The organism is Streptomyces sp. SID14515 (genome assembly GCF_010548505.1).
Lineage (GTDB): Bacteria > Actinomycetota > Actinomycetes > Streptomycetales > Streptomycetaceae > Streptomyces > Streptomyces caviscabies.
Window position 1 is genome coordinate 141,875 of sequence record NZ_JAAGMH010000040.1, and the last position, 24,600, is coordinate 166,474.

Consider the following 24,600-nt stretch of genomic DNA (forward strand, 5'->3'; position numbering starts at 1 on the left):
TCAGAGCGGACGAAGTCAGCGAGTGCGGACGTCGCCGCTGACGCTGTGAGCGCTGACGTGCAGGTTGCGGGCCCCGCTGACATGCACGTCGCCGGAGACGCTGGTGGCGCGCAGGGGGCCGGAGGCGGTGAGCGAGGCGCGTACCTGTACGTCGCCGGACGTGGTGCTCAGCTCCGCTCCCTGGCCGCCGTAGAGGTCGATGGCCAGGTCGCCGGAGACCGAGTGGGCGGTGATCCGCTCCTCGACGCGCCGCAAGAGCACGTCGCCGGAGGTGGTGGAGGCGAACAAGGTCCGGGCTCCGGAGGCCCGCAGGCTGCCGGAGGTGGAGCGGAACTCCATCCGGTCCACCTCGCCGTCAACGACCGCGTCGGCGGAGGTGGAGACCACGGCGAGCGAGGAACGGTCCGGCAGGGAAATCCGGGCCTCGATCGGGCTGACCGTGGCCATGCCACCCGAACCGCCGGTCACTACGCGGCCGTTGATGATGACGGCTCCGGTGACCGACCCGTGAATGGTGCCGATGGTCTGCGTGATCCGGTTGCCTCGGACGCTCTGCGTCATCACGTTGCCGGGCATCTCGGGGACCTCGACCGCGATGGTCTGGCCCCTCTCGGTGAAGCGCGCCGCGTTCACCGCCTCGGCGGCCGGGCCCGAACTGTCAGCGGTCCAGAGCCTGACCTCGGCCCGGGACAGGCCGTCGACCACTTCCACGTGGGCACTGCCTGCCGGAAGGCCCAGCCCGAGAACGACGGGGCCGACCGATTCGGAAACGAAGGTACGAACAGTCATGCCGGGCACTCCTAAGTGCGCGAAGGGAAGGAGGAGTTCAGGGCGGTTGTGGTCCTGTGGTGAGAGACGACCCGCCCCGGGGTGGAACCCGTAACTTCCGGCTCCCCTCGGCCCTGCCCGTACAGCCGAAACGGCCGGACGGGCAGGGGAGGCAACCGGCGCAGCACGAGGCGCTGCGAGCAGGAAGGGGTAGCGCTGTACATCACGCGGAGACCCGCGTGGCCGCCTACTTGGCCGAGGAGAGGCGGCGTGATCCCCATTCAGTTGTCAAGGAACAGGCGCTTCCTTCGAACCCGTTTCACGGGGCCCTCCGGGCGCTGGTGCTGCGGAATTGCAGGTCAAGCGATTGCCCCTTTAGGTCGGGGCGACCTCTTGCTAACTAGCTTGCACTAGTCTGCTGTGGTGCGCAACCCCCGCAGAGTGATGCGCACTAGCTCGCTGTGGTGGGTACCCTCAAGGCATGACTGTCACAAGAGGGCCCAAGCCGAAGGCGGTGCAGGTCGCGGACGCACTCCGCAGCGACATCAAGAAGATGAAGCCTGGGGAGAAACTCCCGTCTCAGCGAGAGCTGATCGACCGCTTCGGATACGCAAGCCAGACCATCCAGAACGGGCTAGCCACGCTCCGTGCCGAGGGATTGATCGTGTCGGCGGGGAACCTGGGCAACTTCGTCAGCGACGGGTCTGCACCCAACGACGACGTACGTGATGACATCAAGGAAATTCACTCCCAGCTTCGGGCGTTGAGTGAACGGCTCGAAGCGCTGGAGAACCGCTCCGAACCGACTGGCGCTTGATCTGCAACCAGCATGGAAGTAACGGAGGGTGTGAGGTAAGTGACAGCCAGGGGACGGCAGAGCGGAGTGGGGGACATGTCCGGTGACACCTCCCTGTCCCCTTCCCTGTCCCCCCACCTCGCGCGCGAGACTCGGGGTACAGGCACTCGGAGGAGGGCGCATGACTGACGACAGGCCCGCATGGGCGCGGCGAATCGCTGCCGAACGAAAGGCCCGCGACTGGTCGCAGCGCGACGCGGTCAGGGCCCTCCGGGCGCATGCCTCTACGGAGCTGCCCGCAGAGGACAGCATGATTCGCCAGTGGAAGCGCTGGGAGTCAGGCCAGGCACCAAACGACTTCTACCAACCGATCATCGCGGCCGTATTCGGCACAGTGACTCACGCGCTCTTCCCCGCACCCTCCCGCCGAGACGGAGAGAAGGAGATCCTGGCCGCGAGCGGTATGGAGACTCTGGAGATCGTGAGTCGCCTCAACCGGTCCGACGTCGACGGTGCCACTCTCGACGCTCTGCGAATCACAACCGACCGGCTGTGCTCGGAGTACCCGTTTATGCCGAGTGGGCAGCTCATCATCGAGGGGCGGCAGTGGCTGCGCCGGGTTGTCGAACTACACACGAAGAGCCTCACGCTTGCCCAGCATCGAGAGGTGCTAGCGCTGTCCGGCTGGCTCGCGCTCCTGGTCGGTTGTGTCGAGTACGACATGGGAGACCGGCACGCCGCAGAGTCGACACGCCGCGCCGCCCTCTCGCTCGCCACTGAGGCCGACCACTCAGAGGTCGCCGGATGGGCGCATGAGATGCGGGCTTGGTTCGCTCTGACGACCGGCGACTATCGCGGCGTCATCTCGGCTGCGCAAGCCGGAGCAGAGACAGCACCGAACCACAGCGTTGCCGTGCAGCTTGCGGGCCAGGAAGCCAAGGCATGGGCTCGTCTTGGAGACCGCCGGCAGGTTGAGGTGGCCCTCGACAAGGGGCGGCGACTGCTTGAGGGGATGCCACATCCCGAGAACCTCGACAACCACTTTGTGGTGGACCCTGCGAAGTTCGACTTCTACTCGATGGATTGCTATCGGCTGGTCGGGGAGGACCGGCTTGCACGGACGCTCGCGGAAGAGGTTCTGAGGGCTGGTACTGACTTCGACGGTACAGAGCGCTCACCCATGCGGAACGCCGAAGCACGAGTGACCCTGGGAGTTGCCGCCGCGCGCGAGGGCGACCTTGATCAGGCCCTCATCCATGGGGAGCGGGCACTACAGGGCGATCGTCAGTCCGTCCCCTCGCTCATCATGACCAGTCGGGAACTCGCGGCCGTCATGCGGCAGCGCTACAGCACCGAGCCCACGGCGCAGGAGTACCTGAACCACCTACAAGACCTGGGAAGGGAGAAGCCGGGGTTCCTCCCTTCCTGACCACGTCAACCCAGGGACGGGCGCGGCCTCGCAATGAGGCCGCGCCCGTCTCGGTTTCCGATTGGCATCCGCTTAGAGGCAAGCCCGACGTAGCGGATATGGGACTCATCGTCAAGCGATGGGCCGCCCGTGACATCCATGGCTGACATCAACATCGGCTTACATCAGCTGCTTCCGGCTTCCAAGGCGCGGGCGAAATGGCTGTACGGGGCGGGGCGGATGGCAGCTCGTAAGTCCGGCCTCAGCGACCGAACCGACCTGATAAGGATGAGGCCACAGGTTCAAATCCTGTTAGCCCCACAGTGTGTAGCATGTGTTGAGAGGGCCTTCCCCGAGTGGGAGGGCCCTCTCGGCGTTTCCGTGGCGGGGCGTGGCCCTGTGAACGTCTCCGGCCGCGGAACGCCTGCGGAGCATCTGATTCCTCCCTGATGACCTCGGCTTTTGCGCTCCTCTCGAAGAGCCTGGTGGGTAATGCTCAGGTCAAGGATGCTCGAACCCAACGAGGCGCGAGGGGCTGGACCCTGGCGTCGTGGACGGGGAGGGACTCATGAAGGTGAGCCGAGTGAAGTACGGGGTCGGTGCGGCGGCAGTGGCGATGAGCGTGGTCGTGCTCAGTGCCGGACCCGCGTCCGCCGCCAGTAAGACGTGGTACCGCGACTGTGCCAAGGACACCAAGTACGTCGCCAAGGTCTCGGCGCACGAGGCGACCACCACGAAGTCCGGAGGCGGTTGCGCCGGCCACGCCTGGGTGCGGATCAAGGTGGAGGGCGGCGGCTGGGGTTCCTGGGCGCACAGCAACTCGACCGCGAAGAGGATCAGCCCCGTGTACAAGATCGTGGCCTCGGAGCACAAGGACTGCGACTGCAGTACGGCGAACAAGTACACGCTGAAGCCGTAGTCCGGGCACACGGAAAGGGCCCCCGGCCGGTGTGAACCGGACCAGGGGCCCCGGAAGTGCGGTGGCGCCGGGATCAGGGGGGTGGCGCCGGGGAGTCGCCTTCCGGGGCTGTGGAGTGGGAGCCGGTCTGGCCGGTGGTGCGGGTGGTGTCCGCGGGGTCGAGCGACAGGTGGCGGGTGGCCGGGGAGGAGCCGTGGGCCTCGGCTCGGATGCGCTGCTTCATCGTGGGCGGCAGGGCCCGGTCACGCGGAAGGGTCCATCGGACCGAGGGGGCGAGTGGGGTTGCCGCGGTGGCACCCGTGTGCTCGTGGGTCGTGGCGCTCGGCTGCGCGGCGGCGTTCGTGGCGTTCGTGGCGCTCGCCGTGGCGGTGGCGAGGCCCAGCGACGCCAGGAGGGCGAAGAAGGCGGTGATGAAGGCGGTCCAGATGTTCTTGGGCTGGAAGGTGCTCATGGCCCCTCGCTTTCGGACGGTCCGGTTGCTGACTTCTCCGATCATGTGGATCCGGGCCGCGATTTCGAGGAGCGACGCCCGCTCTGCGCCGATCTTCGGATTAACACCACTCGTATGGTGCAACCGGGGTGGACAGGCCCTCGTGCGGGGTCGGAACGGGTCGACGGGAGGTCGTTCGGGGCGCCGGGAAAGGGCTGCTTCTGGGTTCCGGGCAGGTCACCGATCGGTATCGGCCGGTGTGTATAGTCGGCGGCAGAAGGCCCCTACGCCAAGGAAAGACGAGGTAGCGCGGTGAAGAAGCTTCTCCTGGTCGCACTGGCCGCCATCGGCGGGCTCCTCGTGTACCGCCAGATCCAGGCGGATCGCGCCGAGCAGGATCTGTGGACGGAGGCTACCGACTCCGTGCCCGCAGGTTCGGGTGTGTGAGACGGCACAGTCTGTTACGAGCCCCGGTCGCTGAGCGGCCGGGGCTTCGTGCTGTCCGGGGCCCGGCCCGTTCACCGGAGTGCGGGCTCTTCTGGTTCGCGTTGCTCAAGTGAAGTGACCTGAGGGCGTCGACGGGCCGGGAACGCGGACAAGAAGGGCAATCCGGTTGTGGCCGGAGACAGCGGCGGGGCGGGCGGGGCAGGATGGACCGGCATCGCGGTCGGGCTGTCGACGGGCACCGGCGCGTGAGGACGACGAGGGGAAGCGCGTGAAGAGGCAGCGGCAGCGCAACAGGGGGCGGGCGGTGGCCGCGGTACTCGCGGCGATGTGCGCGGCGGCGGTCCTGCCGGGGCAGGCGCACGCGGCAGGCCCCGGGGCGTACGCGTTCGACCCCGACGCGAAGAACGTGCAGGGCGCGACGGCGAACGTCGAGGCCTCCGAACTCGACGAGGGCGTCCCGTACCGCAGCACGATCAGGCCGGGCGAGAAGCTCTACTACCGGGTCACCCTGGACGACGTCTCCGACGCCTATGTCTCGGCGGTCGCGGTGCCCGGCGACAGCGGCCCGGCCGGCTACGGCGACGGCATCAACGTCAGCCTCCGGGAGACCGACGACACCCAGTGCAGCTCGGTGCGGGCGAGCTTCGGGTCGGGCCAGTACGCCCGTCCCATCGCCGCGTACGCCTTCCGGGCCGTCAAGGAGGGCAGCGGCTTCTGCCAGGAGAGCGGCCACTACGACGTCCTCGTCGAGCGCGAGAGCAAGTCGCCGGCCGACACCGGGACCTGGGACCTGGAGCTGCGCTTCCTCCAGGAGCCGCGGCTGAAGAGCGGGACCTCCACGCCGACCGAGGGGCCCGACAGCTGGCCATCGGCCTCGCCGCAGCCCTTGACCGGGAAGCAGCAGAAGCGCTCCGGCGGTGCCGGGTACTCCGAGGCCACCAGCCTGGAGAACGGCCGCTGGCAGGACACCGTCGCCCCGGGGCAGACCCGCTTCTACCGGGTGCCGGTGGACTGGGGCCAGCAGATCTACGCCACCGCCGGGCTCTCCAACAGCACCGGCGCCGAGAAGGAGTTCGTGAGCAACGCGCTCACCCTGTCGCTGGACAACCCGGCCCAGGGGCCCGTCTCCGACGCCACGCTCTCGTACTCCGGAGGGCCCGCGTCCGCGTCGCTGCGACCGCTGCCGCCGGTGGCCTACCGCAACCGGTTCGCCCCCTCGAACCAGATCAGCGCCATGCGCTTCGCGGGCTGGTACTACCTGTCGGTCTCCCTCAGCCCGAAGCTGAAGGAGTCCTACGGCTCCGAGCCCATCCCGTTCGAACTGTCGGTCCAGGTGAAGAACAAGGCCGAGGAATCCCCGTACGAGGGTGACGCCGGGGTCTTCGGCGTCACCGACCAGGACCGGGAAGTGGCCCGGGACGGGAAGAACGCCCGCCAGGCCGCGCGGAGCGGCCCGATGACGGTGGTCGCCGCGGCCGGGATCGGCACGGGGTCCGTGCTGGTGCTCGGGCTGGGCGTCTGGACGCTGCTGGCCCGCCGCCGCGCGGCGGCCGACGCCCCGGCCCCCGGCTACCCGGCCGGTGGGAGCCACCAGCCGCCACAGGGCTGGTAGTCGGGCAGCCGGGCCGGTGGTCGGGGCCGCCGACCCGGCCTCGGTCGTCCGGCCGGGCCCCGGACCCGTCAGATCTGGGTCAGGGCCCAGATGCCGACCGCGAAGCAGATCAGCGCCACCACCAGCACCGGGACCGCCACCTTCGGGGGCGGTCCCGGACGCGTCCGCGGTGCGGGTGCGTGGGGCGCGGCGTGCTGCACCGGTGGGGACGGTACCGGCGGGTGCTGCTGCTGGGCGGTGTAGGCGCGGGTGGAAGCGGGGTCGTGCGGTACGGCGGAGGTCGGCGCCTGGGAGAGGTGCGGTGCGCCGACGGCGTACGGGGGCGGCGCGTCCGTCGTGAACGGGGCGGCGGGCGGCGGCTGCTGGAACCCCGGCTGCGCGTACGGCTGTTGCTGCGGGGGCGCGGCCGCGGGCGGGGGCGCGAGGTGGAAGCTGCCCGTCTCCGACATGGAGACCGGGGGCGGTGCGGAGGGCTGTCCGCCGGGCGTCTGCGGAGCGGCGCCGGTCGTGGGGCCGGTCGTCGCGGGGCCGGGTGTGGGTTCCGCGGGCTGCTGGGGGGCGGTGACGGGGCCGTCGGGGCCGAACCCCGCGGGCAGCGGACCGATCTGGTCGAACACCTCCACCGGTTCGTCGTCCGGGCCGGGTTCGGGCAGCATCTCGACCGCCGCGGTCAGGGCCTTGCGCGCGCCCGTCGCGGTCCGGAACCGGGCGTGCGGGTCGGGCTGGAGCAGCCCGGCGAGAACCTGCCACAGCGGCTCGGGAATGCCGTTGGGCGCGCTCGGGGTGCCGTGCTCGGCGAAGTGCTCGACCAGCGCCTGGGAGTCGGGCTTCTGGCCCTGGAGGAGGTAGAGCGCGACCAGGCCGACCGCGAAGAGATCGGCGGGGAAGTCGGGCTCGGCGCCCATCATCTGCTCGGGGGCGAAGTAACCGGGCGTGCCGACCACGTAGTTGGTCTCGGTCAGTCGCGGTTCGCCCTTGCGCATCGAGATGCCGAAGTCGGAGAGGCGCAGATGCGGGCGGCCCGTTCCGGTCGCCTCCATCAGGATGTTGGCGGGCTTGATGTCGCGGTGCACCACCCCTTCGGCGTGCACCGTGGAGAGCCCGGAGAGCAGCTGGTCCAGCAGCAGGCAGACGAAGCGCGGGGGCAACGGGCCGTAGTCGCCTATGACATGGGCGAGCGAGCCGCCGCTCACCAGGTCCATGGTGAACAGGACCTTGTCGTCGTCGGCGGCCCAGCTGGCCGGGGCCAGCACATGCGGGTGCTCGATGCGCAGGGCCTGCTCGCGGACGAAGCGCAGCAGCGTGTGCGCGTCGCTCTGCTGGAGCACCTTGGCCGCGACGTACCTGCGGCGGCGGTGGTCCCAGGCCCGCCAGACGGCGCCGACCCCACCGCGTCCGATCGGATCGATCAGCTCGTACCGACCGGCGAAGACCTCACCCATTGCGCTGCGCCCGCTCCCCGTTCCTGTGGTGCCGCGGCGTTCGCCGCGGCCCTTGTCCGGCCCCCGTGTCCTGCCGGTACCAGGGCGCCGCGCGGTGCGCCTGCCCTGGCTCCGTCGTCGTTCCGTCGTGCACCGGAACCGCTCGCTAGCTCTGGTGCCCTTCGTAGTGCGCGACCGCGTCCGCGGTGCGTCCCGCTCCGTACACCTTGAGGAACTCTGCCAGCTCCGGGTGGGTCGGGGCGAGGGCGTCCGCGGCGTCGATGATGTCGCCGGCCGCCGCGACCGACCGCAGCAGGGACTGGATCTCGCGCACCACGCGGCGGACGGTGGGGGCGCCGCCGGTGGAGGCGGTCTGGCCGGTGGCGGTCAGGACGGACCCGCCCTGCGACTTCTTGATCTCCTCCATGCGGTCGGTGGCCTCGCCCGCGCTGACGCTGCCGTCGGCCACCTGGCTCGCCAGCTCCTGGAGGGCCTGGACGCGCTGCACCACCGCGGGGTTGCCGATCTTGGCCCGCTGGCCGCTCATCAGCTGGGAGAGCATCGGGGCGGAGAGCCCGAGAACAGCGGCCAGCCGGGCCTGATTCAGACCGAGATCATCGATCAGCCGGCGGAAGAGCGCCCCCAACGGCTCCCCGTACCAACTGCGTTGAAGCTCTCTGGCTCTTGCCGTCGCCTCTTGTTGCGCTGCGTCCATGGCGTCTCCCCATCGCTGCGGCTTCGCTGCTGCGAACCTTGCGAGCATCTTACGGAGCGTGGTCGTTCCCCGGGAGTCCCTATCCTTTTGCAGGATTACGGGGGTCACCCGGTACTCTGGTCTGCGACGGTAGCCCTGGCGCGGAAGTGCCGGGCGTTGCCCTCGTTCGTCGTGGCCCGGGGCCTTAGCTCAGTTGGTAGAGCGCTGCCTTTGCAAGGCAGATGTCAGGAGTTCGAATCTCCTAGGCTCCACAACGTAAGACCCCTCTGACCTGCAGGAATGCAGGCAGAGGGGTCTTTTTTTCGATCTCTCGTGCTGACGCCTGTGTGAAGTGCGCCGAGTCACTGACCACTGCGGTGCGCGTCATCGTGGACAGCGCGGGCAAGGCGGTCGAGGTGAGTCTCCCGCAGGTGAGGGGGGGCGCTGCCCGAGCCCGTCACAGAGTCGCGCGTCGAAGATCGCCGTTCCGTCGACTACGGGGATGAGCTGACCGCCGCTTCCGTGCGTCACGGCGTCACCGTTGAGTGAAGCGGAGCGGTGGGGGAAGCAAGGCGGCTGTGGGAACAGGGCTCCATCCGTGCGCGCCGGGCCTGGAGGGCGTGAATCGGCCGAATGCCTGGTCTCCGAAGTGGAAGGCGAAGCAGTAGGTCCGCGGAGCGCTCAGATGAGTGAGAAGCGTCTTGCGGGCGGTAAGCACGCCGTCGACGTCCGTGTCGGGTCCGGAGGGCCATTCCGGGTGTTCCATCTGAGCCGGAGTGTGGAAGGCGTCGCCGATCACCAGGATGCGTTTCCCGTGCCCGGCGGAGATGACGTAAGTCGTGTGTCCGGGGCTATGCCCTGGAGTGATCAGCGCGATCACACCGGGCCATACCTCGTCGTCATTCTCGAACTGGTTCATCGCTCGCGACATCGGCACCATGAACCCGTCCCACGACGGAGCTCCAGCTTCTATCTCACCGTTCCAGAATGGACCCCACTCGGCTCGGGCGACCAGATAGTTGGCGCGCGGAAACGCCTTGCGGAGTTCTCCGTCCGGCCCGGTCACGAATCCCATTCCGGTGTGGTCGGTGTGCAGGTGAGTGAAGGCCACGGTGTCGATGGAGTTCGGGGACACCTGTAGTGCGCGCAGCGTACGAAGCAGTGCTCCGCCGCGGGAGACACCGAATGAGGGTGAAAGCACGTTACTGCCCAGGCCCACGTCGATCAGCAGGCGTCGTCCGCGTCGCTCGACCAATACGCCGCCGGCCGAGGCGGCGACGCGCCTCGACCGGGTCAGCGCCTCGGGATGGTCTCGCCAGTACGAGGCCGGCACGGCGGGAAAGAACCCGACAGGGTCCAGTTCCATGGCCGCGTCGACGATGTAGGTGAGCCGGACGTCTCCCAGAGTGAGCGTACGTACCGCTGACTGGTCGCTGAGCGCCCCTGTCGAGGGGATGTGGGGCCGAGTGCTCGCGTGGACCTTCGAGCGGGTGCCGGCGAGTGGCACGGCTGCGGCTGCGGTGGAGGCCAGCGTGGTGCGCAGCATGCTGCGCCTGGAGAGAGACGGAAGACGGTCGGTCATTTCTTTGGCTCCTCTCGCGCTGCCTGCTGCACGCAGCTCGCGGCCACGGTGCACCTGCTCGGCGACATTGGCCAGGTGGAAGTACGTGGAGAAGGCGCGGCCCTCATGCCCCTCCTGACGTACGAGCGTCTCACCCAGCAGATCGCCGAGACGGCGGATGTCGTAGCGCAGGTGGGCAGGGCTGGTCGGGGTGGTCATCGCTCCTCCTGGACGGGAGGTGGTGAAGGTCCGTTCAGGACGCCGGATCACGGCGCGAGCAGGTGTGCGGGGTTCGTGCGTGTCACGGCCTTGATCTGCTGGTTCGTCAGGCCCGCAGCCCGGAACCACTGCCCACTCAGGTCCAGCCATTCCTTCACGTCCGGCTGGGTCGGCTGGCCGAGGTCGGAACTGAACACAACCCGCGGGTGGGCGCGTACGACCTCACCCAGATGCGCGGCATCTCGGTGGCCCAGCAGGAGCATCAGCGCTGTGAGTTCGACGTAGAGGCCGGGCAGGTGGGCCAGATCGGCCAGATCGGTGGGGGTGAACCCCGACATGGGGTGCGTGGCGTGGGTGAGCAGCAGGCGCGGTACGCCGAGGCGTACCGCCTCCTCCACCACACGCAGGGAAGCCTCCCGGTCGCAGTGTCCGGTCGCCACGGTGACGGGCAGGTCGCGCGCCGCCCGCAGCACCTCGGTCACCTCTCGCCGCAGTCGGCCCTCGCCGTCGACGACCGCGGCAGTGCGCCACTGATCCGGGTCCAACCGCGGGTGAAAGGACGTGCGCCGTAGCGTGGAGGTGTGCGCGGGCCCGGCCAGGGTGGGCAGATGGACGATCAGCCGGGCGGGGCTGTCGGGGCCATGGGCGTAGACGGCCTGTTCCATGGCGCCGGTGTGGACGCCGCCGCACAGATCGTTGAGGACGACAGCGCCGGAGACCGGCAGCCCTTCTTGGCGGGCTTCCCAAGCACGCGCGGCCGTCGAGGTGAGATGGCTCTTGAGCACCACCCAGCTGTTGACTTCCGCGTACGCCCGCCCGGCGCCGGCTGAAGTGAGCCGGCGCCGGTACAGGTCGGGGCCCGCGTGGTAGTGGACGTCCACCACCGCGCGCCCCGTCAGGTCAGGCACCGGGAGCCGGGGCGCTGTCGCCCCAGGGCTCCGCGTAGCCGTGCCGGCGGCGGGCTTCGTCGAGCCTCATCCCGGCTGCGACCGATGCGGCGATGGCATGCTCGGTCCGCTCTACACGCTCGGCCCGCTCGGCGACCTCGTCGGCGGATTCGGCGGGAACGACCAGAGCGCCGTTGTCGTCGGCGACGACGATGTCGCCGGGGCGGACGGTGACGTCTCCGATGACGATGTTCTGCCCGGTCGTGTCGAGTTCGACCCGGTTCTTGCCGCTGACCATCGTGGCGCCCGTGCTGAACAGCGGATACCCGGCGGCGCGGATCTCGGCGACATCACGGACCGAACCGTGTACGGCGGTGCCGCGTACGCCGCGCCGCTGCGCCAGACTCGTCAGCAGGGATCCCCAGTTGGTGCAGGTGGTGCTGCCCGCGTTGTCGACGACCACGAACGAGCCGGCGGGTACACCGTCCAGGTAGTCGGCCGCGTTGCGGAAGCCCTTTTCGGCGCCGGCGGAATCGACGGGTCGGTAGGTGACGGTGAAGGCGCGGCCGGCGGTGTGCGCGCCGGGCACCCGTGGCGCGATTCCGGCCAGAACGCCGCCGACGCCGAGGCTGTCGAGGGCATCCGACACGGACGCCGTGTCGAGACGGGCGAGCCGGTCCACCACAGCGTCGGTGGCCGGTACGTCGGCCGTGCTCGCGGCGAGTTCGGAGGCCACCGCGCGTGCCACCTCATCCGTGCGGGCGCTGCCGCCCAGGTCGTAGGTGACGGTGGTGCGAGCCCGGACGACGGTGCTGACGGCCGCGCGCAGCTCTTGGCCGGCGACCGGCACATCGAGGTGGTCCAGGAGCTGGGCGATGGTGAGCAGCATGGCCATGGGGTTGGCGCGCCCCTGACCCGCCATGCCCGGCGCGCTGCCGTGCACGGGCTCGAAGTAGCTGCCGTGGTCTCCGATGTTGCCGCTGGAGGCGAGGCCGAGACCGCCCATGACGCCCGCGCCGAGGTCGGAGAGGATGTCACCGAACATGTTTTCCGCGACGAGCACCCCGAAGCGTTCGGGCCGGCGCACCATCCACAGGGCAACCGCGTCGACGTTGAGGATCTCGGTGTCGATGCCCGGGTAGTCCTGGGCGATCAGTTCCAGCCGGTCGCGGAGGTGGTTGCCGCTGTGACGCAGCACGTTCGGCTTGTCAGCGACCGTGAGGAGGCGGTGGCCATGGCGCTGGGCGTACTCGAACCCGTACCGCAACAGTCGGTCGATACCGAACCGCGTCTGCAGTCGGAGGGTGACACTGGTGTCCTCGGGACCCGATGCGGCGGCGTTGGGGTGGCTGCTCACCGCGTTCCACAGCGACTCGTCGAGCCCGTGAAAGTCGTAGCCGGCGTACAGGCCTTCGGTGTTCTCCCGGATGACGGTGAAGTTGAACTCGCCCCGGTCGATGTCGGTGACGGGCCGGACGTTCGCGTACAGGCCCAGCCGCTGGCGCAGCTGAATGACGGGCGAGACGTATGGGACACCCGTGCCGCGCAGGTCCTGAGGGAGTTCGCCCTCCGCCTCACGTAGCGGCTTGCTGGTGACGGCACCGAGCAGGCAGGTGTCCGTCTCCTCGATGAGCTTCCAGGTGCGCTCGGGGACGACGACGCCTTCTTGGCGCCAGCACTCCCAGCCGATCTCACCGAAGCGCAGATCCAGTGGAAGGCCGAGCCGGTCCACGACGTTCAGCGCCTCGGAGATGACTTCTGGCCCGATGCCGTCGCCGGGCAGTACAGCGACGCTTTTCATGTGAGTCCCTTCTCTCGCAGGAAGGCGCCGACGAGGGCGGACACTTCTGCGGTGCGTTCGAAGTGGGGGCGCATGCCTGCCCCCGCGATGACGTGCACCCTGTGATGCGGTGCAGCCGCGGTGTGCCGTTGGGTGACGAGCTGTGAGTGGCTGCCGACGACTTGGAGCAGGGGTCCGGGGTGCGCCCGTACGGCCGGCGTGACGTCGATGCCGCACAGCAGTCGCATTCCGGCGGCCAGACGGCGCCCGGCTGTCGGGTCGTGCGGCGACGGTGTGTCGGCGTCCGCGACGGGGCAGTGGCCGTGCGGCTGTACCCGCTGGTTCAGCAGGGAGAGCGCGTAGTCGGAACGGCCGCCTGCGGCGAGATCGGCGATCTCCGTGAGACGCGACTCCAGGAGGGCGTCGGAGCGGGCCGGGCCCGAAACGAGCAGCGCCGCCGTGGCGGGAGCGACGTGCGGGAGCAGGGCTTGGGCGACGGCACCGCCCAGCGCGTTCCCGCACAGCAGGTCGACCGGCCCGTACTGGGGTAGAAGCGCCTGCCAGCGGGCGACGAAGGCGTCCATCGAGTGGCATCCCTCGTCCCACGCGGAGAGTGTGTCGACGACGGTCACTCGTAGACCGGCTTCGGTCAGGGCCTGGGTGACAGGGGTGAAGAACGCTCCCTCGTCCCAGCGGGGGGTGACGGGGGCGAAGACCAGGGCGTGGGCCGCCCCTGCGGCGGACTCCGGTCCGAAGACCGCCGCAGGGACAGCGAATCCGGCCTGGGTCACCGGACGGCGGCGAGGGTGCGTGCGGTGGCGACGCCCTCACGGTGGTTGCCGCCCAGAAGGTCCTTACGGTGCTCGACCGGAAGGTCGTAGCGGCCCAGAACCAGGTCGGGCAGCGGCAGCGAGGGGTGGCCCTCGGGGACGGTGGCGAGCAGTAGATCCGCCAACTCCAGGGCCGGTCCCAGGCGGAGACGGGACGCGGCCTCGGCATCGGTGCGGTCGAGGTGCGCGAGCCACTGCTCGGCGATGAGGTTGCCCGGGCCCTTGCCCATGCCCTGGATCGAGGAGTCCATCCAGGTGGCGCCCGCGGTGACCGCGCAGATCGCGTTGGACAGGGCGAGGCCCAGATTGTTGTGGGCGTGCAGGCCCACCGGGCTGCCGGTGACCGATTTGGTCAGCGTGGTGAGATCGGTGGTGTCGACGGGGGAGAGGCTCCCGTTGGAGTCGGCGAGGTAGACGAACTCGGCACCGGCATCGGTGGCGGCAGTCGCCACCTCGACGATGTCACGCCCCTCCCACTGGCTGATCCGGGCGAAGTTGACGCCGACGCGGAACCCGATGTCTCTGGCCTGGCGTATGTACTCCAGGCCCCGCTCGTAGCCCCTGGACGGGAGAATGATGCGCACCAGGCGGGCGCCGGCCGCGTACATGGCGGGAAGGTCGTGTTCGGTGATGTTCTTCGGGTGCAGGATCATCGCGACCTTGTCCGGGCCGACCTCTCGGGCCACCGCCGCGATGAACTCGTCTTCGCCGCGGCCGGTCAGTCCAAGGTTCGGAACCGGCAGCAGGGAACCCTTGCGATAGGCGATCTCGACCCAGTCGAAGCCCGACTCGACGCTGAGCCGTGCATGCGTGAGGGCGTAGTCCAGGGGGAAGTTGAAGCCGTTGCGGTACCCGCCGTCACGGAGGGTGACGTCGATGTTGACGATGCTCATGGTTCCTCCAGGGAGCTGGTGCGGACGGGTCAAACGGTTTGCTGGGCGGCGATGTGGCGGGCGGCGAGCCGGCCGAAGATCAGGGAGCGCAGCACGGACGTGGCCGGCGGGTAGGCGTGGTAGAAGAGGCCGGTGGCTTCGCCCGCCGCGTACAGGCCGGGGATGGCGGTGCCGGACGGGGTCACCACGCGGGCGTCGAGGTCGGTGCGGATGCCGCCGTAGGTGAAGCAGACGGCTGCGGTCAGCGGGACTCCGATGAACGGTGCGGCGTCCACGGGGACAGCCCAGTTGGACTTCTGCGGAGTGAGGCCGACGGTCGCCTTGCCGTCGCGGCGGGTCGGGTCGAACTCGCCCGGGCCGACGGCCGCGTTGAACTCCGCGACGGTCTTCTCCAGGGCTTCGGCGTCGATGCCGAGCTTGTCGGCGAGCTCGTCCAGGCTGTCGGCCTGCTCCGGCGGAATATCGCTGAGCAGTGCATTGAGGATGCCGGGGATGGCGAGCGTCTTGGCGTCCGCTATCCAGTACGCCTCCTGCTCCTGGTTCTTCCAGATCTCGTAGCCGACGTGCTCGAAGGTGTTGTCCCAGGTGTCCATGCCCTCGTCGAAGAAGCGCTGCATGCGTCCGTTGACGAAGATGCCGGTGCTGAAGCCGTACAGGACCGCATCGGCCTGCTGGCTGCGGGTGTCGACGGGCTCGGCGTGGATGCCGTCGAACTGGCCGGCGGTGTCGGCGCCCAGCTCCAGGGCCATGCGCAGCGCGTCGCCGCGGTTGTTGGCGATACCGGGCGCGATCAACGGCAGGTCGCAGGCCTTGTCACCGACGTAGCGGGTGAGCATCTCGGTGTTGCCCTCGAAACCTCCGCAGGCCAGGACGACGGCGCGGCCGGACAGACGCTGAGTGAGACCATCGGCGGTCCGCACCAGGACACCATCGACAACGCCCTCGTCCGAGGTCGACAGGCGCAGCGCCTCCGTCTCGTACCGGATGTCGACGCGCGGGTCGTCCTCCAGCGCGGCGCCCAGGTGCTCGACGATCGAGGCGCCGCCGCCGCGCGGGCTGGCCGGCGGTGTCATCGACGGGGTGCCGCCCGCAAAGGTGTGCGGCAGAGGGAAGTCCTCGAAGGCGATCTCGACTCCGTGCTTCTCCACGAAGTCCAGCGTCTGCGGCGTCTCGCGTTCCACCGTGCGGCAGTAATCGATGTCGGCGAGACCGCCTGAGACGCGGCCGACGTGCTCGGCCCAGTCGGTGTCCAGCTGACGGTCCTGGGTGATCCGCAGGAACGCGCCGGTCCAGCGCGTGGCGCCGCCGCGTTCCGCCTTACCGGATCGCTCCAGCACGGCGATCCTGGCGGGCTTCTCGCGGCCCTCGGTGGCCTCGGCGAAGGACAGGGCGGACGACAGTCCGGCGGCGCCGAAGCCGATGACGATCAGGTCGTACGGTTCGGTGGTGTGCGAAGCGGACATGCTTTCTCCTGTGCTCGGTAGGTGCGGTGCGGGTGCGGAGTGCCGCCGATTGCGCGGGCCGGTCATCGGTTGGGCGTGATGACGCGGCTGGTGCGGTACAGGCGGAACTTGGCGCCGGTCGTGGTGGTGGCGAACTCCTCGTAGCGGCGGGTGAATTCGGGATCCTTGAAGATCGCGTCGAACTTGTCCTGGTTCTCCCACGCCGCGAAATTGACGATGGCGTCGCCGCCGACGCTGGTCAGCAACCGTGAGCCGCGGAATCCGTCCGCGGTGGCGGCGACGTGGTCGACCGCGGAGGCGAGCGAGGCGACGCTGGCGGCCGCGTCCTCGGTGGTGGCGACATTGATGAGCAGGACGCCGTCGTCCGGCTCTGCGGCGGTGATCACACCGGGGCTCGCGTTGCGGCCCTCGAAGGCGAGCTGCTCGTAGGAGGCAACGCCGAGCTTGTGCCACGGATCGCTCTCGATGAGGTCGCGGACCTGAAGCTCGTCGAGGTCGGCGGTGACGATGACGGCGCCGCCCTCGGGCCGCGGCCCGCTGAGCAGAATGCGGCCCTGGTCGCCGTGCTCGCGCAGCCAGGCCTTGTGCTCGGGCATGTGCGCGAGCACGGTCTCGCGGGGAACGAGGTACGTCAGGGTCAGTACGTGGATCATGAGGGTCCTTCTGCGGTGAGGGAATTCAGGGGCGAGAGCTCAGGCGGTCGGGGAAGCGATCCGCTGGGCGAGGCCGGAAAGGATTTCCTCGGCCTCGGAGACGACGCCTCGGACGATCTCGGCGGCCGGCTTGATGTCGTGAATCAGGTCGAGCACTTCGCCGGCGAACATGGCGCGCTGGCTGGTGTCGTCGCGGGCGACGGCCTCGACCCAGGCGGGTTCGACCGACGAGCGCCGCGCGGCGAGTTCGGCATCCTTGCCGGTCCAGGCGCGGGTGAACTCGTTGCTCACCGATCGCGCGGGGTGCCCCGCGGGCCAGTTGATGCCTCGCACGACGTCGAAGGCGTGTGTGTTGACGGTGTCCGCGGTGCGCGCGGAAACGAGATGGGACTTGAAGCCGGCGGTGGCCAGCGACTCCTCGGCGGCAGCGAATCGGGTGCCCATCATCACGCCGTCGGCGCCGAGGGCGAGAGCTGCCGCGAGGCCCCTGCCATCCGCGAACCCGCCGGCCGCGACCACCGGGACGCGGCCGTCGGCCACCTCGATGACCGCCGGGATCAATGGCAGTGTGGCCTGGGTGCGGTGGTGTCCGCCGGCCTCGGCCCCCTGTGCGACGAGCACGCTCGCCCCGGCCGCGACGGCGATGGCGGCCTGCTCGGGGTCGTGAACCTGGACGACGACGTGGGAGCCGGCGTCGGCGGCGGATTTCACGTACTTCTGGACCTGCGCGGCATCACCAAAGGAAAGGGCGATGACCGGCGGTGCGTAATCGAGCACCTTGTCCCACAGACCGGGTCGGTCATCGAAGGTGAACATCACGCATCCCACGCCCCAGACGCCGCCGCCCTCGGCGGCCTGAGCCACGTGCTCGTCGATGAAAGCAGCGTCTCCGTAGCTGACACCGACGAGGCCGAGGCCTCCCGCCCGGGTCACGGCACCGGTGAGCCGGCCGCCGGACACGGAACCCATCGGTGCGCAGACGACCGGGTGGTCGATGCCGAGCAGTTCCGTCAGCTTGGTCGCGATCACAATGCTCCCTTGGTCCATTTCATTGACTGATACGGCCGATGCGCGGCCAAAAGGAAGGAGGGGAACCGTTGAATTCTTCATCGAATTCTCTGCGGCTGAAACAACGGGCGTGGCGGCTCAACTCCGCTGCGAATCCTGCCCTGTTTCGGTTTCAAAGATTAGCCAGGTCGCCGGGTTCACGTCCAAGACGTAAACCGCGTGATCGTCATAGGCCAACGCCTATGGCGGCTGGCTGACACGCAATGCACAAGGCGTGTGCCCCGGGCATGAGGAAGCCCGGGGCACACGCCTGAAGTCGCCCTGTCCGGGGCGTGGGTCGACCGGAGAGGGGCATGTCGCCGTGGGCGTGAAGCCCACCGTTGGGATGGTGGCCGCGCCATATCTTCCGGATGCTCAGCGAAGACAGCGCCTACGTCCGGTGTTCGCGACCGGCCACCGGCCGAAGAGGACGCGGTGGTGCTACTGGGCGAAAAACTTCCAGCCGCGTTCATCGGCAACCTGCTGCAGCAGGCGGGCGCTGCGAGTGCCGACGACAGCGGTAACCGCGAGCCGCTCACGTGGTGGCCTGCTGGTGGGGAGCGGTCGCCACACCAGATGCGGGTCCTGCAGCACTGCGCGCCGGGGACGCAGGGCCACGAGATCCACGGAGGTCTGCAGCGCGTGCATGAACAGGGCGTGCTGGTCCTGGTCGACAGGGTGCAGCATCGAGTTCCAGCCGAGCCGGGCCAGGTGGGCGGGCACCGAGTCGGCGAACCCCCGGGCGCAGCCGTCCTCGTACCACAGCAGGCGTTGGCGGGAGAGGTCGTCCCAGCTCGGCTCGGTGCGATGGGCCAGCGGGTGCTCGCGGGCCATCACGACACCGAGGGGCTCGTCCCAGACCACAGCGCGGACCAGATCAGGCGTTTCGATCGGGAGACGCACGATGCCGAAGGCGATCTCGCCATGCCGGAGCAGCTCGCCCTGGTCCGTGGTGTTCACCGAGCGCATCCGCAGCTTGGCAACGGTGTCACGGTCGGCCTTCGCACCCTTTGGAGGCGGCCCGACCAGCCCCAAGTGCACCTCGGTGAGTACATCCGCCGGAACGCCGCCGCACACGCCGACCGGCCAGATGCGCGGTGCAGGCGCTACGGCGGCGATAGCCGAACGCAGCTGACTCGGAATGCCCTGAATTTCTGTCAAAAACGCGCGGCCGCCAGTGGTGAGTTCCACGCCGCGTGAGCTTCGAATGAACAGAGCCGCACCAACTCGCTGCTCCAAACGCCTTATCTGTTGACTGAGGCTGGGTTGAGAAATGCGCAGTTCCTGGGCAGCGGCCGAAACAGTGCCGGCGCGGACTACGGTCAGGAAATACCTCAGATGCCGCATGTCGAAGTCATCGACATCGCGGGCATCCGAGACCGCACGCAGGACGACATCGTTCTGGGATGTGCCCGGGCTGTAAGCGGCCGATGCGCCCCGGGGCGCACGACTCGTCCACTCGTCCAGCACGCTCATGCATCCTCCAATGCATCGTCGCCCAGCCCCCGTGGCGGGCATGAACCCATCCGGCCGCAGGTCAGCCAGTCGGGCCCCGAGATGCAGCATGCCAGAACATTCCTTCCAGAAGGAAGTTTTTACGAGCCTGAAACGACCTCGCCTTCTTCGGGCGCTTCCTGCGTCACTTTCGCCGACAGCGCCGCGAACAACAGGCGCCCCACTGCCTCGGCTTCGGGGCCGCCGTCGCCCCTGCCCGGGGAGGCATGCAGCAGCCCCTGCATCATGATCATCAACAATTGGGCCACGAGGCGCGGTGAGTGCTCAGGGAAGCCACCGTCCCGCTGCGCCCGGCGGATCAACTCCACCAGGGCGCTCTCCACCTCGACCAGCACTTCGGACAGTGCCTGGGCCAGAACCGGACACTCGGACGCGAGCCGGACCGTCGCGCGCAGCCGCACGTCCGTCCGCAGCCGTCCGGCGAATCCCACGACGACGCCCTCGAGCACACGGCCGGCATCAGCCTTGGGAGTGTCGTCATCGACCCGCAGGCTCACCCACGTCTGTCTGGACTCGTCGATCAGAGCCCCGGCCAGCGACTTCTTCGACGGGAAGTGCCCATAGAGCGCGCCCTTGGTCATGCCCATGCGGTCCGCGACGGCATGTACCGTGGCCCTGCTGTACCCCTGTGCGGCGAACTCCTCCGCCGCTGCGGCCAGGACCTTTTCCCGGGTACGCCGCGCCCGGTCCTGTATGGCCATCTTCGTGCCTTTCATCGTCTACGGAAGCACGAGCGGGCCGTGGGGCGGAGCGCTCTCCAGAGCTTTCCGCCCCACGGATTTCCGTCATGCTCAATGCCTTCGGTGGCCCAGGAGACCTAACCTCACGGGCCGGCCGGTCTGCGGTGTCTCCTTGCCGATCGGGGAGGAAGCCGTGCCCTCGGAGGAGAGCCGCACACCCTGTGCGACCTCACCACTCTCATCGATCCGCCCTGTCGAACAAGGCTGAGACGTATGCCTCAGCCGCTGCATCCACGTCGAGGGCCCCGTGCCCGGCAGCTGTCGTGACATCGCGCCAAGCTCGTTGCACCCGGCTGTCCGGGGACTGTCCGCGCATGCCCGAAGCGTGGAAGATCTCATCGACGGTGTCCCGGCACAGCCTTGCCGCGGTCACGGCATCGCGCCGGGCTTCGGCCACCGTTCCCGCGGTAATCGTGCATACGTCAGCACGCTGCGCGGAATCGCTCAGGAGCAGGCCCGCGGCGTGGATCTGGGCAGAGGCCTGGGCGAGAAGCAGTTTCTGGCGGGGTGTGCTCGCGCCGTCCGGGAGACACTCCTCGATCCAGGCCCGCAGTGCCGCTCGCGCCGCGCCCAGCACAGGAGCTGCGAAGATCGACGCGGCGACCATCGGATAGGGAACACGGTGGCAGCGCGCTGCCCCCGGCAGCGGGTGCAGCAGCGCGTCCAGCGTGAAAGAGCGCCCTGCCGGAACTACGACACCGTCGGCCCGCACGCTGTTGCTGCCGCTGCCGCGCAGACCAACGGAATCCCATGTGTCACGCACCCTGATGGCCGTCCGCGGCACGGCGAAGATCCGATGCTGCTGAACCCCGTCATCGCCCGGAGTCCATGAGGCGAGCAGAACCCACTCCGCGTGTTCGATGCCGCTGGCGGTGCGCCACTCCCCGTCGAGCCGCCAGCCGCCGGATACTTCCGTGGCGTGGCCTTGTGCCGGAACGATAGAGGCAGCGATCCGCACATCGGGGCCGTTCGCCCACAGTTCGCGCTGCCCTTGCTCCGGCAGATAAGCGGCGAGCCTGCCGTGCGCCGCGTACAGCGCGGCGCACCACCCCGCCGAGGCACAGGCTCCCGCCACGTCCGCGGTGTCTGCGATCAGGCGTGAGAAACTCCCGGCGTCGCCCTGCCACTTGGTCGGGACGAAGTGGCGCGCGAACCCCGCGGCGACGATGCCTTCGGCGACCTGCGGTGCCAGGCCGCGCCGCAGATCGGCATCCGCCGCATCGTGCTGAGCGAGGTCCAGGAGCCGGTCACGCGCACCCGTGTCATCGCGACGGGCCTGCTCGGCCTGGGCATGCTCAGCCATGGTCTCTCCCCGAGGTGAGGTCAGCATGCTGTCTCTATTCGTACCGGGGCAGGGGTACCTGCTCCGCGGCGGATCCGTGCGTCAGCGAGTTCTCGGCCGTTCTGCCGCGCGTTGAAGGCGAACACGCCATCGCCGATCGGGTGTGCGGTAATCGACACGGGAGCGCTCAGCTCGCCGAACGCGGTGAACGACACATCGAGCAGGCTCACCTCGCCGGCTCCTGCTCGAGGGCTCGGCGCGATCATCCGACTGGCCTGACGGAAAGCCTCTACGAGTGCCATGCCCGGCACGTGGTCGGACTCGTGGTCGAAGAGGACAGGGTGTTCGGTGTCGAGCCGCAACCACCAACTGTCCGCCCGCACGGGATCGGCTGCTATCAGTACATCCCGTTCGGCGAGGTGGCCGACGTCGGCCGGTGTCAGTGGAATGTGGAGGGGAGCAGGCTCAGTTGGCGCCGTCGGGGCCCCTTGCCCGCCTCGTCTCCGTATCAAGGCGTAGCGCTGGGGCTCCATAGGCTCCCAGCGCAGCCGCACTCGCCCGAGGTGCCTGTGCTGCGCCCAGACGTCACCCTCGAGTTCCAGACGCAGTCGGCGGGCGTCTGCGCCGGGGTGGCGGCAGTTGACTACAAGGCCCACGCTGAGTGGAGCAGTGCTGAGGGAGGGCAGCGTTCCGACGAGGTCGACGCCGGCACCTCCGAGTACAAAGGGCATGCCGTGCGAAACGTCGAAGAAGCGGTGAGACAGGTGGATCGCCGCTTGCCGCACAGTCTCCACGAGCAGCACGGGATCAGCGGTCGGCCTTCCGTGGTGCGCCAGGTAGTGGTCACGGCGCCATGCGGCAGCGATCGCATACCGTTCGCCGCCCAGGTGGGCGGCATCAGTCAGCAGTACCTCTGCGTCATCCGCCTTGTGAACGGACTCACGCGGTACCCATTTTTCATAGTTCAGCCTCCGCCAGTGCGAATCCGGACCAGGTTGCCTGAAATGTGCGTCAGTTCCAGGCGTAGCTATCACGAGTGGCTTCCTCTCTTGGCCGCCGAGGTGGCCGCGCCCACCGCAAGGTCCCGGCGCGGTACAGGGCGACCGCTAAAACATCCCTTTCGGAAGGTATAATAGGAAGCTCTGTGGTCCGCTACGCCACCTGAAGCCACAGCGCATCGACAAATCAGGATCAGAGGGAACCCCTCGTGCCAGAGCCTCAAGTCAGTGTCTTCGCGACCAAAAGCATCGCCGTCCGGAGAGCCGCCGAGCCCAAGCAGGAACGCGCAGTCAAGACCCAGGCACGGGTTCTGATGGGAGCCGCGGAACTCTTCACGAAACGGGGTTTCCGTCAGACATCGGTCAGAGACGTGGCCGAACTCGTGGAGATGACCAAAGGGGCGGTGTATTTCCACTTCCCGACCAAGGAAGCACTGGCCGTCGCGATCGTGGAGGCACACTACGCGCGTTGGCCGAAACTTCTGGAAGAGGTCACCGCTGAAGGGCTCGGCCCGGCCGACACCGCCGCTTGCATGCTCGAGCGAGCCGCGGCGGCGTTCCAGAATGACGTGATCGTGCAGGCCGGGGCGCGGCTGCAGATCGAACGTCCCCAGATCGACGCGGAGTTGCCCACCCCCTACGTCGACTGGGTGTCGCTCCTCGAGTCGCTGCTGACCGCCGCACGGGAGGCGGGTGAGCTTCGCCCCGGGGTCGATCCGACCGCGGCCGCACGTGCCCTGGTTTCAGCGTTCTTCGGTTCCCAGCATGTATCCGATGTCCTCAGCGGCCGCGCTGACGTGGTGCAGCGCTGGCGAGAGCTGGGCGGCCTGCTTTTCGCGGCCATCAAAGCGGACTGAGCGACCCCCGGTCCGCTGGTCCGGGGTCCGCTCGATCCGACGCCCCTTCAGGCGGGATCGGTGATGTGACGCCGCGTGGCGCGCACGATCAGACCGCCGGCGACCGCCAAGGTCAGCAGGACGATACCGAAGATGGTGGCGCCATTGGTCAGCCCCACGGCGTCACTGAGGTAACCGGCCGAGACGGGCAGAAGGCCGGCGGGGATGTAGCCGCCCACGTTGAGGGCGGCGTTGGCCTCGGCCAGACGTCGCGGCGGCACACTGGAGTTGAGCAGCGACAGTCCCCCGAGCTGGCCCATGCCCTGACCCGCACCGGCCAACAGCGCGGCCAGGACGAGAACGGCCACCGTCGAGGTGTGCACGGCGATGATCAGCGTGACCATGCTGAGTGTGGTACTCACCGCTCCGGCGGTGAGGATGGTGCGCCTGCTCAGGCGCTGCACGGCGAACTGCACGCCGGTGGCGGCCAGGAACATCACGAACGCCATGGCGCCGGCAATGATGCGGCTGGTGGTGCCGAGCAGCCCGGACAGTAGCGAGGGGCCCAGCGAAAGCACGAAGGACGTGGCGGTGATGCCGGGGGCGAACACCGCGATGCCCAGAATGAGTTGACGCCTGTTGCCGTGCGGCACGCCGGGCACTCGCACCCAGGCGCCCTTGGCCCGCGCCTCAGGACGGCGCACCGGCATCCGCAGGACCGCGAGTACCGCGGTGGCCAGGAGTACGGCCTCGACGGCGAAGACGGTCACGGTCGGCGCGGGCGCCGTCTCGGAGAGCACGCCGGCGAGCAGCGGGCCGAGACCGGCTCCGAAAACCATCGCGCAGGAGGCGAGCAGGGCGGCGATCCGCTTGCGCGCGGGTCCCGCGACATCCGTCACCGCAGCCATACCCGCGGAGACGACGGCGCCTACCGCGATCCCGGTGAACAGCCGGGCCACGATCAGCGCGGGCACGCTGGTGGCGGTCGCGAAGATCAGGCAGGCGGCGAGGGCGAGCCCGAGAGCCGGCAGCAGGACCGGCTTACGGCCGAGCCGGTCGGAGACCACGCCGGAAACGAGCAGCGAGCCGATGAGCCCCACGATGTAGAAGGCGAACACCACGGTCAGTGTGCCTTTGGAGAACCCGATGTCCCGCTGCCACAGCACATACAACGGAGTCGCGGCGTTGGAGAGCACGAAGACGGCGGTGACCGGCCAGGCGGCCAGCCACACCCACCACAGCGGCGCCACAGGCGTCTCGCCGGTGGGCTCGCCGGCTACGTCTCGCCTCCCATCAACAGCGTGGACGGACGTGGTCCGAGTCTCGGACATGACAGTTCCTCCCGGTCATTCCTGCCGATCCAGCGACAGTACGAGTCCAGTCGAACTTAGCATGCAGTAC

Annotated in this window: 23 protein-coding genes and 1 tRNA gene; 7 read left to right on the forward strand and 17 right to left on the reverse strand. The window is 68.9% G+C overall.

Annotated features, from left to right (window positions below):
- Nucleotides 1-15 precede the first annotated feature (15 nt).
- A complete protein-coding gene (locus tag G3I54_RS07980) occupies nucleotides 16-789 on the reverse strand; it encodes a DUF4097 family beta strand repeat-containing protein (RefSeq protein WP_164612457.1) in 774 nt (257 codons plus the stop codon).
- Nucleotides 790-1,249: 460 nt separating this feature from the next.
- On the opposite strand from G3I54_RS07980, the gene G3I54_RS07985 reads away from it, so the two are divergent.
- The 3 genes from G3I54_RS07985 to G3I54_RS07995 all read left to right on the forward strand — a co-directional run bounded on the left by G3I54_RS07985 (nucleotide 1,250) and on the right by G3I54_RS07995 (nucleotide 3,891).
- Nucleotides 1,250-1,585: a winged helix-turn-helix domain-containing protein gene (locus G3I54_RS07985; RefSeq protein WP_203685649.1), complete on the forward strand. Its 336-nt coding sequence runs from the start codon at nucleotides 1,250-1,252 to the stop codon at nucleotides 1,583-1,585.
- 160 nt (nucleotides 1,586-1,745) lie between these two features.
- A complete protein-coding gene (locus G3I54_RS07990; protein WP_164612459.1) occupies nucleotides 1,746-2,993 on the forward strand; it encodes an XRE family transcriptional regulator in 1,248 nt (415 codons plus the stop codon).
- 547 nt (nucleotides 2,994-3,540) lie between these two features.
- Entirely contained in the window at nucleotides 3,541-3,891 is a 351-nt protein-coding gene (locus G3I54_RS07995; protein ID WP_164612461.1) for a hypothetical protein, read from the forward strand.
- Between the two features lie 73 nt (nucleotides 3,892-3,964).
- Here G3I54_RS07995 and G3I54_RS08000 read toward each other — a convergent pair whose 3' ends face one another.
- Entirely contained in the window at nucleotides 3,965-4,342 is a 378-nt protein-coding gene (locus G3I54_RS08000) for a DUF6344 domain-containing protein (protein ID WP_164612463.1), read from the reverse strand.
- Nucleotides 4,343-4,633: 291 nt separating this feature from the next.
- Between G3I54_RS08000 and G3I54_RS39365 the strand changes: the two genes are divergently transcribed.
- Nucleotides 4,634-4,768, forward strand: a complete 135-nt coding sequence (locus G3I54_RS39365) for a DLW-39 family protein (protein WP_003958712.1) — start codon at nucleotides 4,634-4,636, stop codon at nucleotides 4,766-4,768.
- A 325-nt stretch (nucleotides 4,769-5,093) separates the two neighbouring features.
- Nucleotides 5,094-6,380 carry a hypothetical protein gene (locus tag G3I54_RS08010; RefSeq protein WP_164612568.1) on the forward strand — a complete coding sequence of 429 codons (1,287 nt, stop codon included), beginning with the start codon at nucleotides 5,094-5,096 and terminating at the stop codon, nucleotides 6,378-6,380.
- Between the two features lie 68 nt (nucleotides 6,381-6,448).
- On the opposite strand, the gene G3I54_RS08015 is transcribed toward G3I54_RS08010, so the two are convergent.
- Both G3I54_RS08015 and G3I54_RS08020 read right to left on the reverse strand, forming a co-directional pair.
- Nucleotides 6,449-7,822 carry a serine/threonine-protein kinase gene (locus tag G3I54_RS08015; protein ID WP_164612465.1) on the reverse strand — a complete coding sequence of 458 codons (1,374 nt, stop codon included), beginning with the start codon at nucleotides 7,820-7,822 and terminating at the stop codon, nucleotides 6,449-6,451.
- Between the two features lie 145 nt (nucleotides 7,823-7,967).
- Complete coding sequence (locus G3I54_RS08020) at nucleotides 7,968-8,516, reverse strand: DNA-binding protein (protein WP_164612467.1); 549 nt, start codon at nucleotides 8,514-8,516, stop codon at nucleotides 7,968-7,970.
- Between the two features lie 178 nt (nucleotides 8,517-8,694).
- On the opposite strand from G3I54_RS08020, the gene G3I54_RS08025 reads away from it, so the two are divergent.
- Nucleotides 8,695-8,767, forward strand: a tRNA-Ala gene (locus tag G3I54_RS08025).
- 263 nt (nucleotides 8,768-9,030) lie between these two features.
- Here the strand turns inward: G3I54_RS08025 and G3I54_RS08030 are convergent.
- From G3I54_RS08030 to G3I54_RS39975, 12 genes are all read right to left on the reverse strand, one after another.
- Nucleotides 9,031-10,275, reverse strand: a complete 1,245-nt coding sequence (locus G3I54_RS08030) for an MBL fold metallo-hydrolase (protein ID WP_239144278.1) — start codon at nucleotides 10,273-10,275, stop codon at nucleotides 9,031-9,033.
- Nucleotides 10,276-10,322: 47 nt separating this feature from the next.
- Nucleotides 10,323-11,183, reverse strand: coding sequence for a DUF6282 family protein (locus G3I54_RS08035; RefSeq protein ID WP_164612469.1), 861 nt, complete (start codon nucleotides 11,181-11,183; stop codon nucleotides 10,323-10,325).
- Entirely contained in the window at nucleotides 11,176-12,963 is a 1,788-nt protein-coding gene (locus tag G3I54_RS08040; RefSeq protein WP_164612471.1) for an isocitrate/isopropylmalate family dehydrogenase, read from the reverse strand. Before G3I54_RS08040 ends, G3I54_RS08035 begins: the two co-directional genes overlap by 8 nt.
- On the reverse strand, nucleotides 12,960-13,733 hold the full coding sequence (locus G3I54_RS08045; protein ID WP_164612473.1) for an alpha/beta hydrolase: 774 nt from the start codon (nucleotides 13,731-13,733) through the stop codon (nucleotides 12,960-12,962). The genes G3I54_RS08040 and G3I54_RS08045 overlap by 4 nt, the downstream gene beginning before the upstream one ends.
- The gene (locus tag G3I54_RS08050; protein ID WP_164612475.1) at nucleotides 13,730-14,665 is read right to left on the reverse strand and encodes a 3-hydroxy-3-methylglutaryl-CoA lyase; all 936 of its coding nucleotides are present in this window, start codon (nucleotides 14,663-14,665) and stop codon (nucleotides 13,730-13,732) included. The genes G3I54_RS08045 and G3I54_RS08050 overlap by 4 nt, the downstream gene beginning before the upstream one ends.
- 29 nt (nucleotides 14,666-14,694) lie before the next feature.
- A complete protein-coding gene (locus G3I54_RS08055; RefSeq protein WP_164612477.1) occupies nucleotides 14,695-16,128 on the reverse strand; it encodes an FAD-binding protein in 1,434 nt (477 codons plus the stop codon).
- 62 nt (nucleotides 16,129-16,190) lie between these two features.
- Nucleotides 16,191-16,781 carry an antibiotic biosynthesis monooxygenase gene (locus G3I54_RS08060; RefSeq protein ID WP_164612479.1) on the reverse strand — a complete coding sequence of 197 codons (591 nt, stop codon included), beginning with the start codon at nucleotides 16,779-16,781 and terminating at the stop codon, nucleotides 16,191-16,193.
- Between the two features lie 39 nt (nucleotides 16,782-16,820).
- Nucleotides 16,821-17,810 (reverse strand): nitronate monooxygenase, encoded by a 990-nt coding sequence (locus G3I54_RS08065; protein ID WP_203685650.1) that lies wholly within the window; start codon nucleotides 17,808-17,810, stop codon nucleotides 16,821-16,823.
- A gap of 459 nt (nucleotides 17,811-18,269) precedes the next feature.
- Nucleotides 18,270-19,304, reverse strand: coding sequence for a LysR family transcriptional regulator (locus G3I54_RS08070; RefSeq protein ID WP_164612481.1), 1,035 nt, complete (start codon nucleotides 19,302-19,304; stop codon nucleotides 18,270-18,272).
- Between the two features lie 119 nt (nucleotides 19,305-19,423).
- Entirely contained in the window at nucleotides 19,424-20,044 is a 621-nt protein-coding gene (locus G3I54_RS08075) for a TetR/AcrR family transcriptional regulator (RefSeq protein ID WP_164612483.1), read from the reverse strand.
- 217 nt (nucleotides 20,045-20,261) lie between these two features.
- On the reverse strand, nucleotides 20,262-21,386 hold the full coding sequence (locus G3I54_RS08080; RefSeq protein WP_164612485.1) for an oxidoreductase: 1,125 nt from the start codon (nucleotides 21,384-21,386) through the stop codon (nucleotides 20,262-20,264).
- Between the two features lie 20 nt (nucleotides 21,387-21,406).
- Complete coding sequence (locus G3I54_RS39975; protein WP_164612487.1) at nucleotides 21,407-22,399, reverse strand: ScbA/BarX family gamma-butyrolactone biosynthesis protein; 993 nt, start codon at nucleotides 22,397-22,399, stop codon at nucleotides 21,407-21,409.
- A gap of 173 nt (nucleotides 22,400-22,572) precedes the next feature.
- Between G3I54_RS39975 and G3I54_RS08090 the strand changes: the two genes are divergently transcribed.
- Nucleotides 22,573-23,220, forward strand: coding sequence for a ScbR family autoregulator-binding transcription factor (locus G3I54_RS08090; protein ID WP_343240287.1), 648 nt, complete (start codon nucleotides 22,573-22,575; stop codon nucleotides 23,218-23,220).
- Nucleotides 23,221-23,267: 47 nt separating this feature from the next.
- Here the strand turns inward: G3I54_RS08090 and G3I54_RS08095 are convergent, their stop codons facing one another.
- Entirely contained in the window at nucleotides 23,268-24,530 is a 1,263-nt protein-coding gene (locus G3I54_RS08095) for an MFS transporter (RefSeq protein ID WP_164612489.1), read from the reverse strand.
- Nucleotides 24,531-24,600 lie beyond the last annotated feature (70 nt).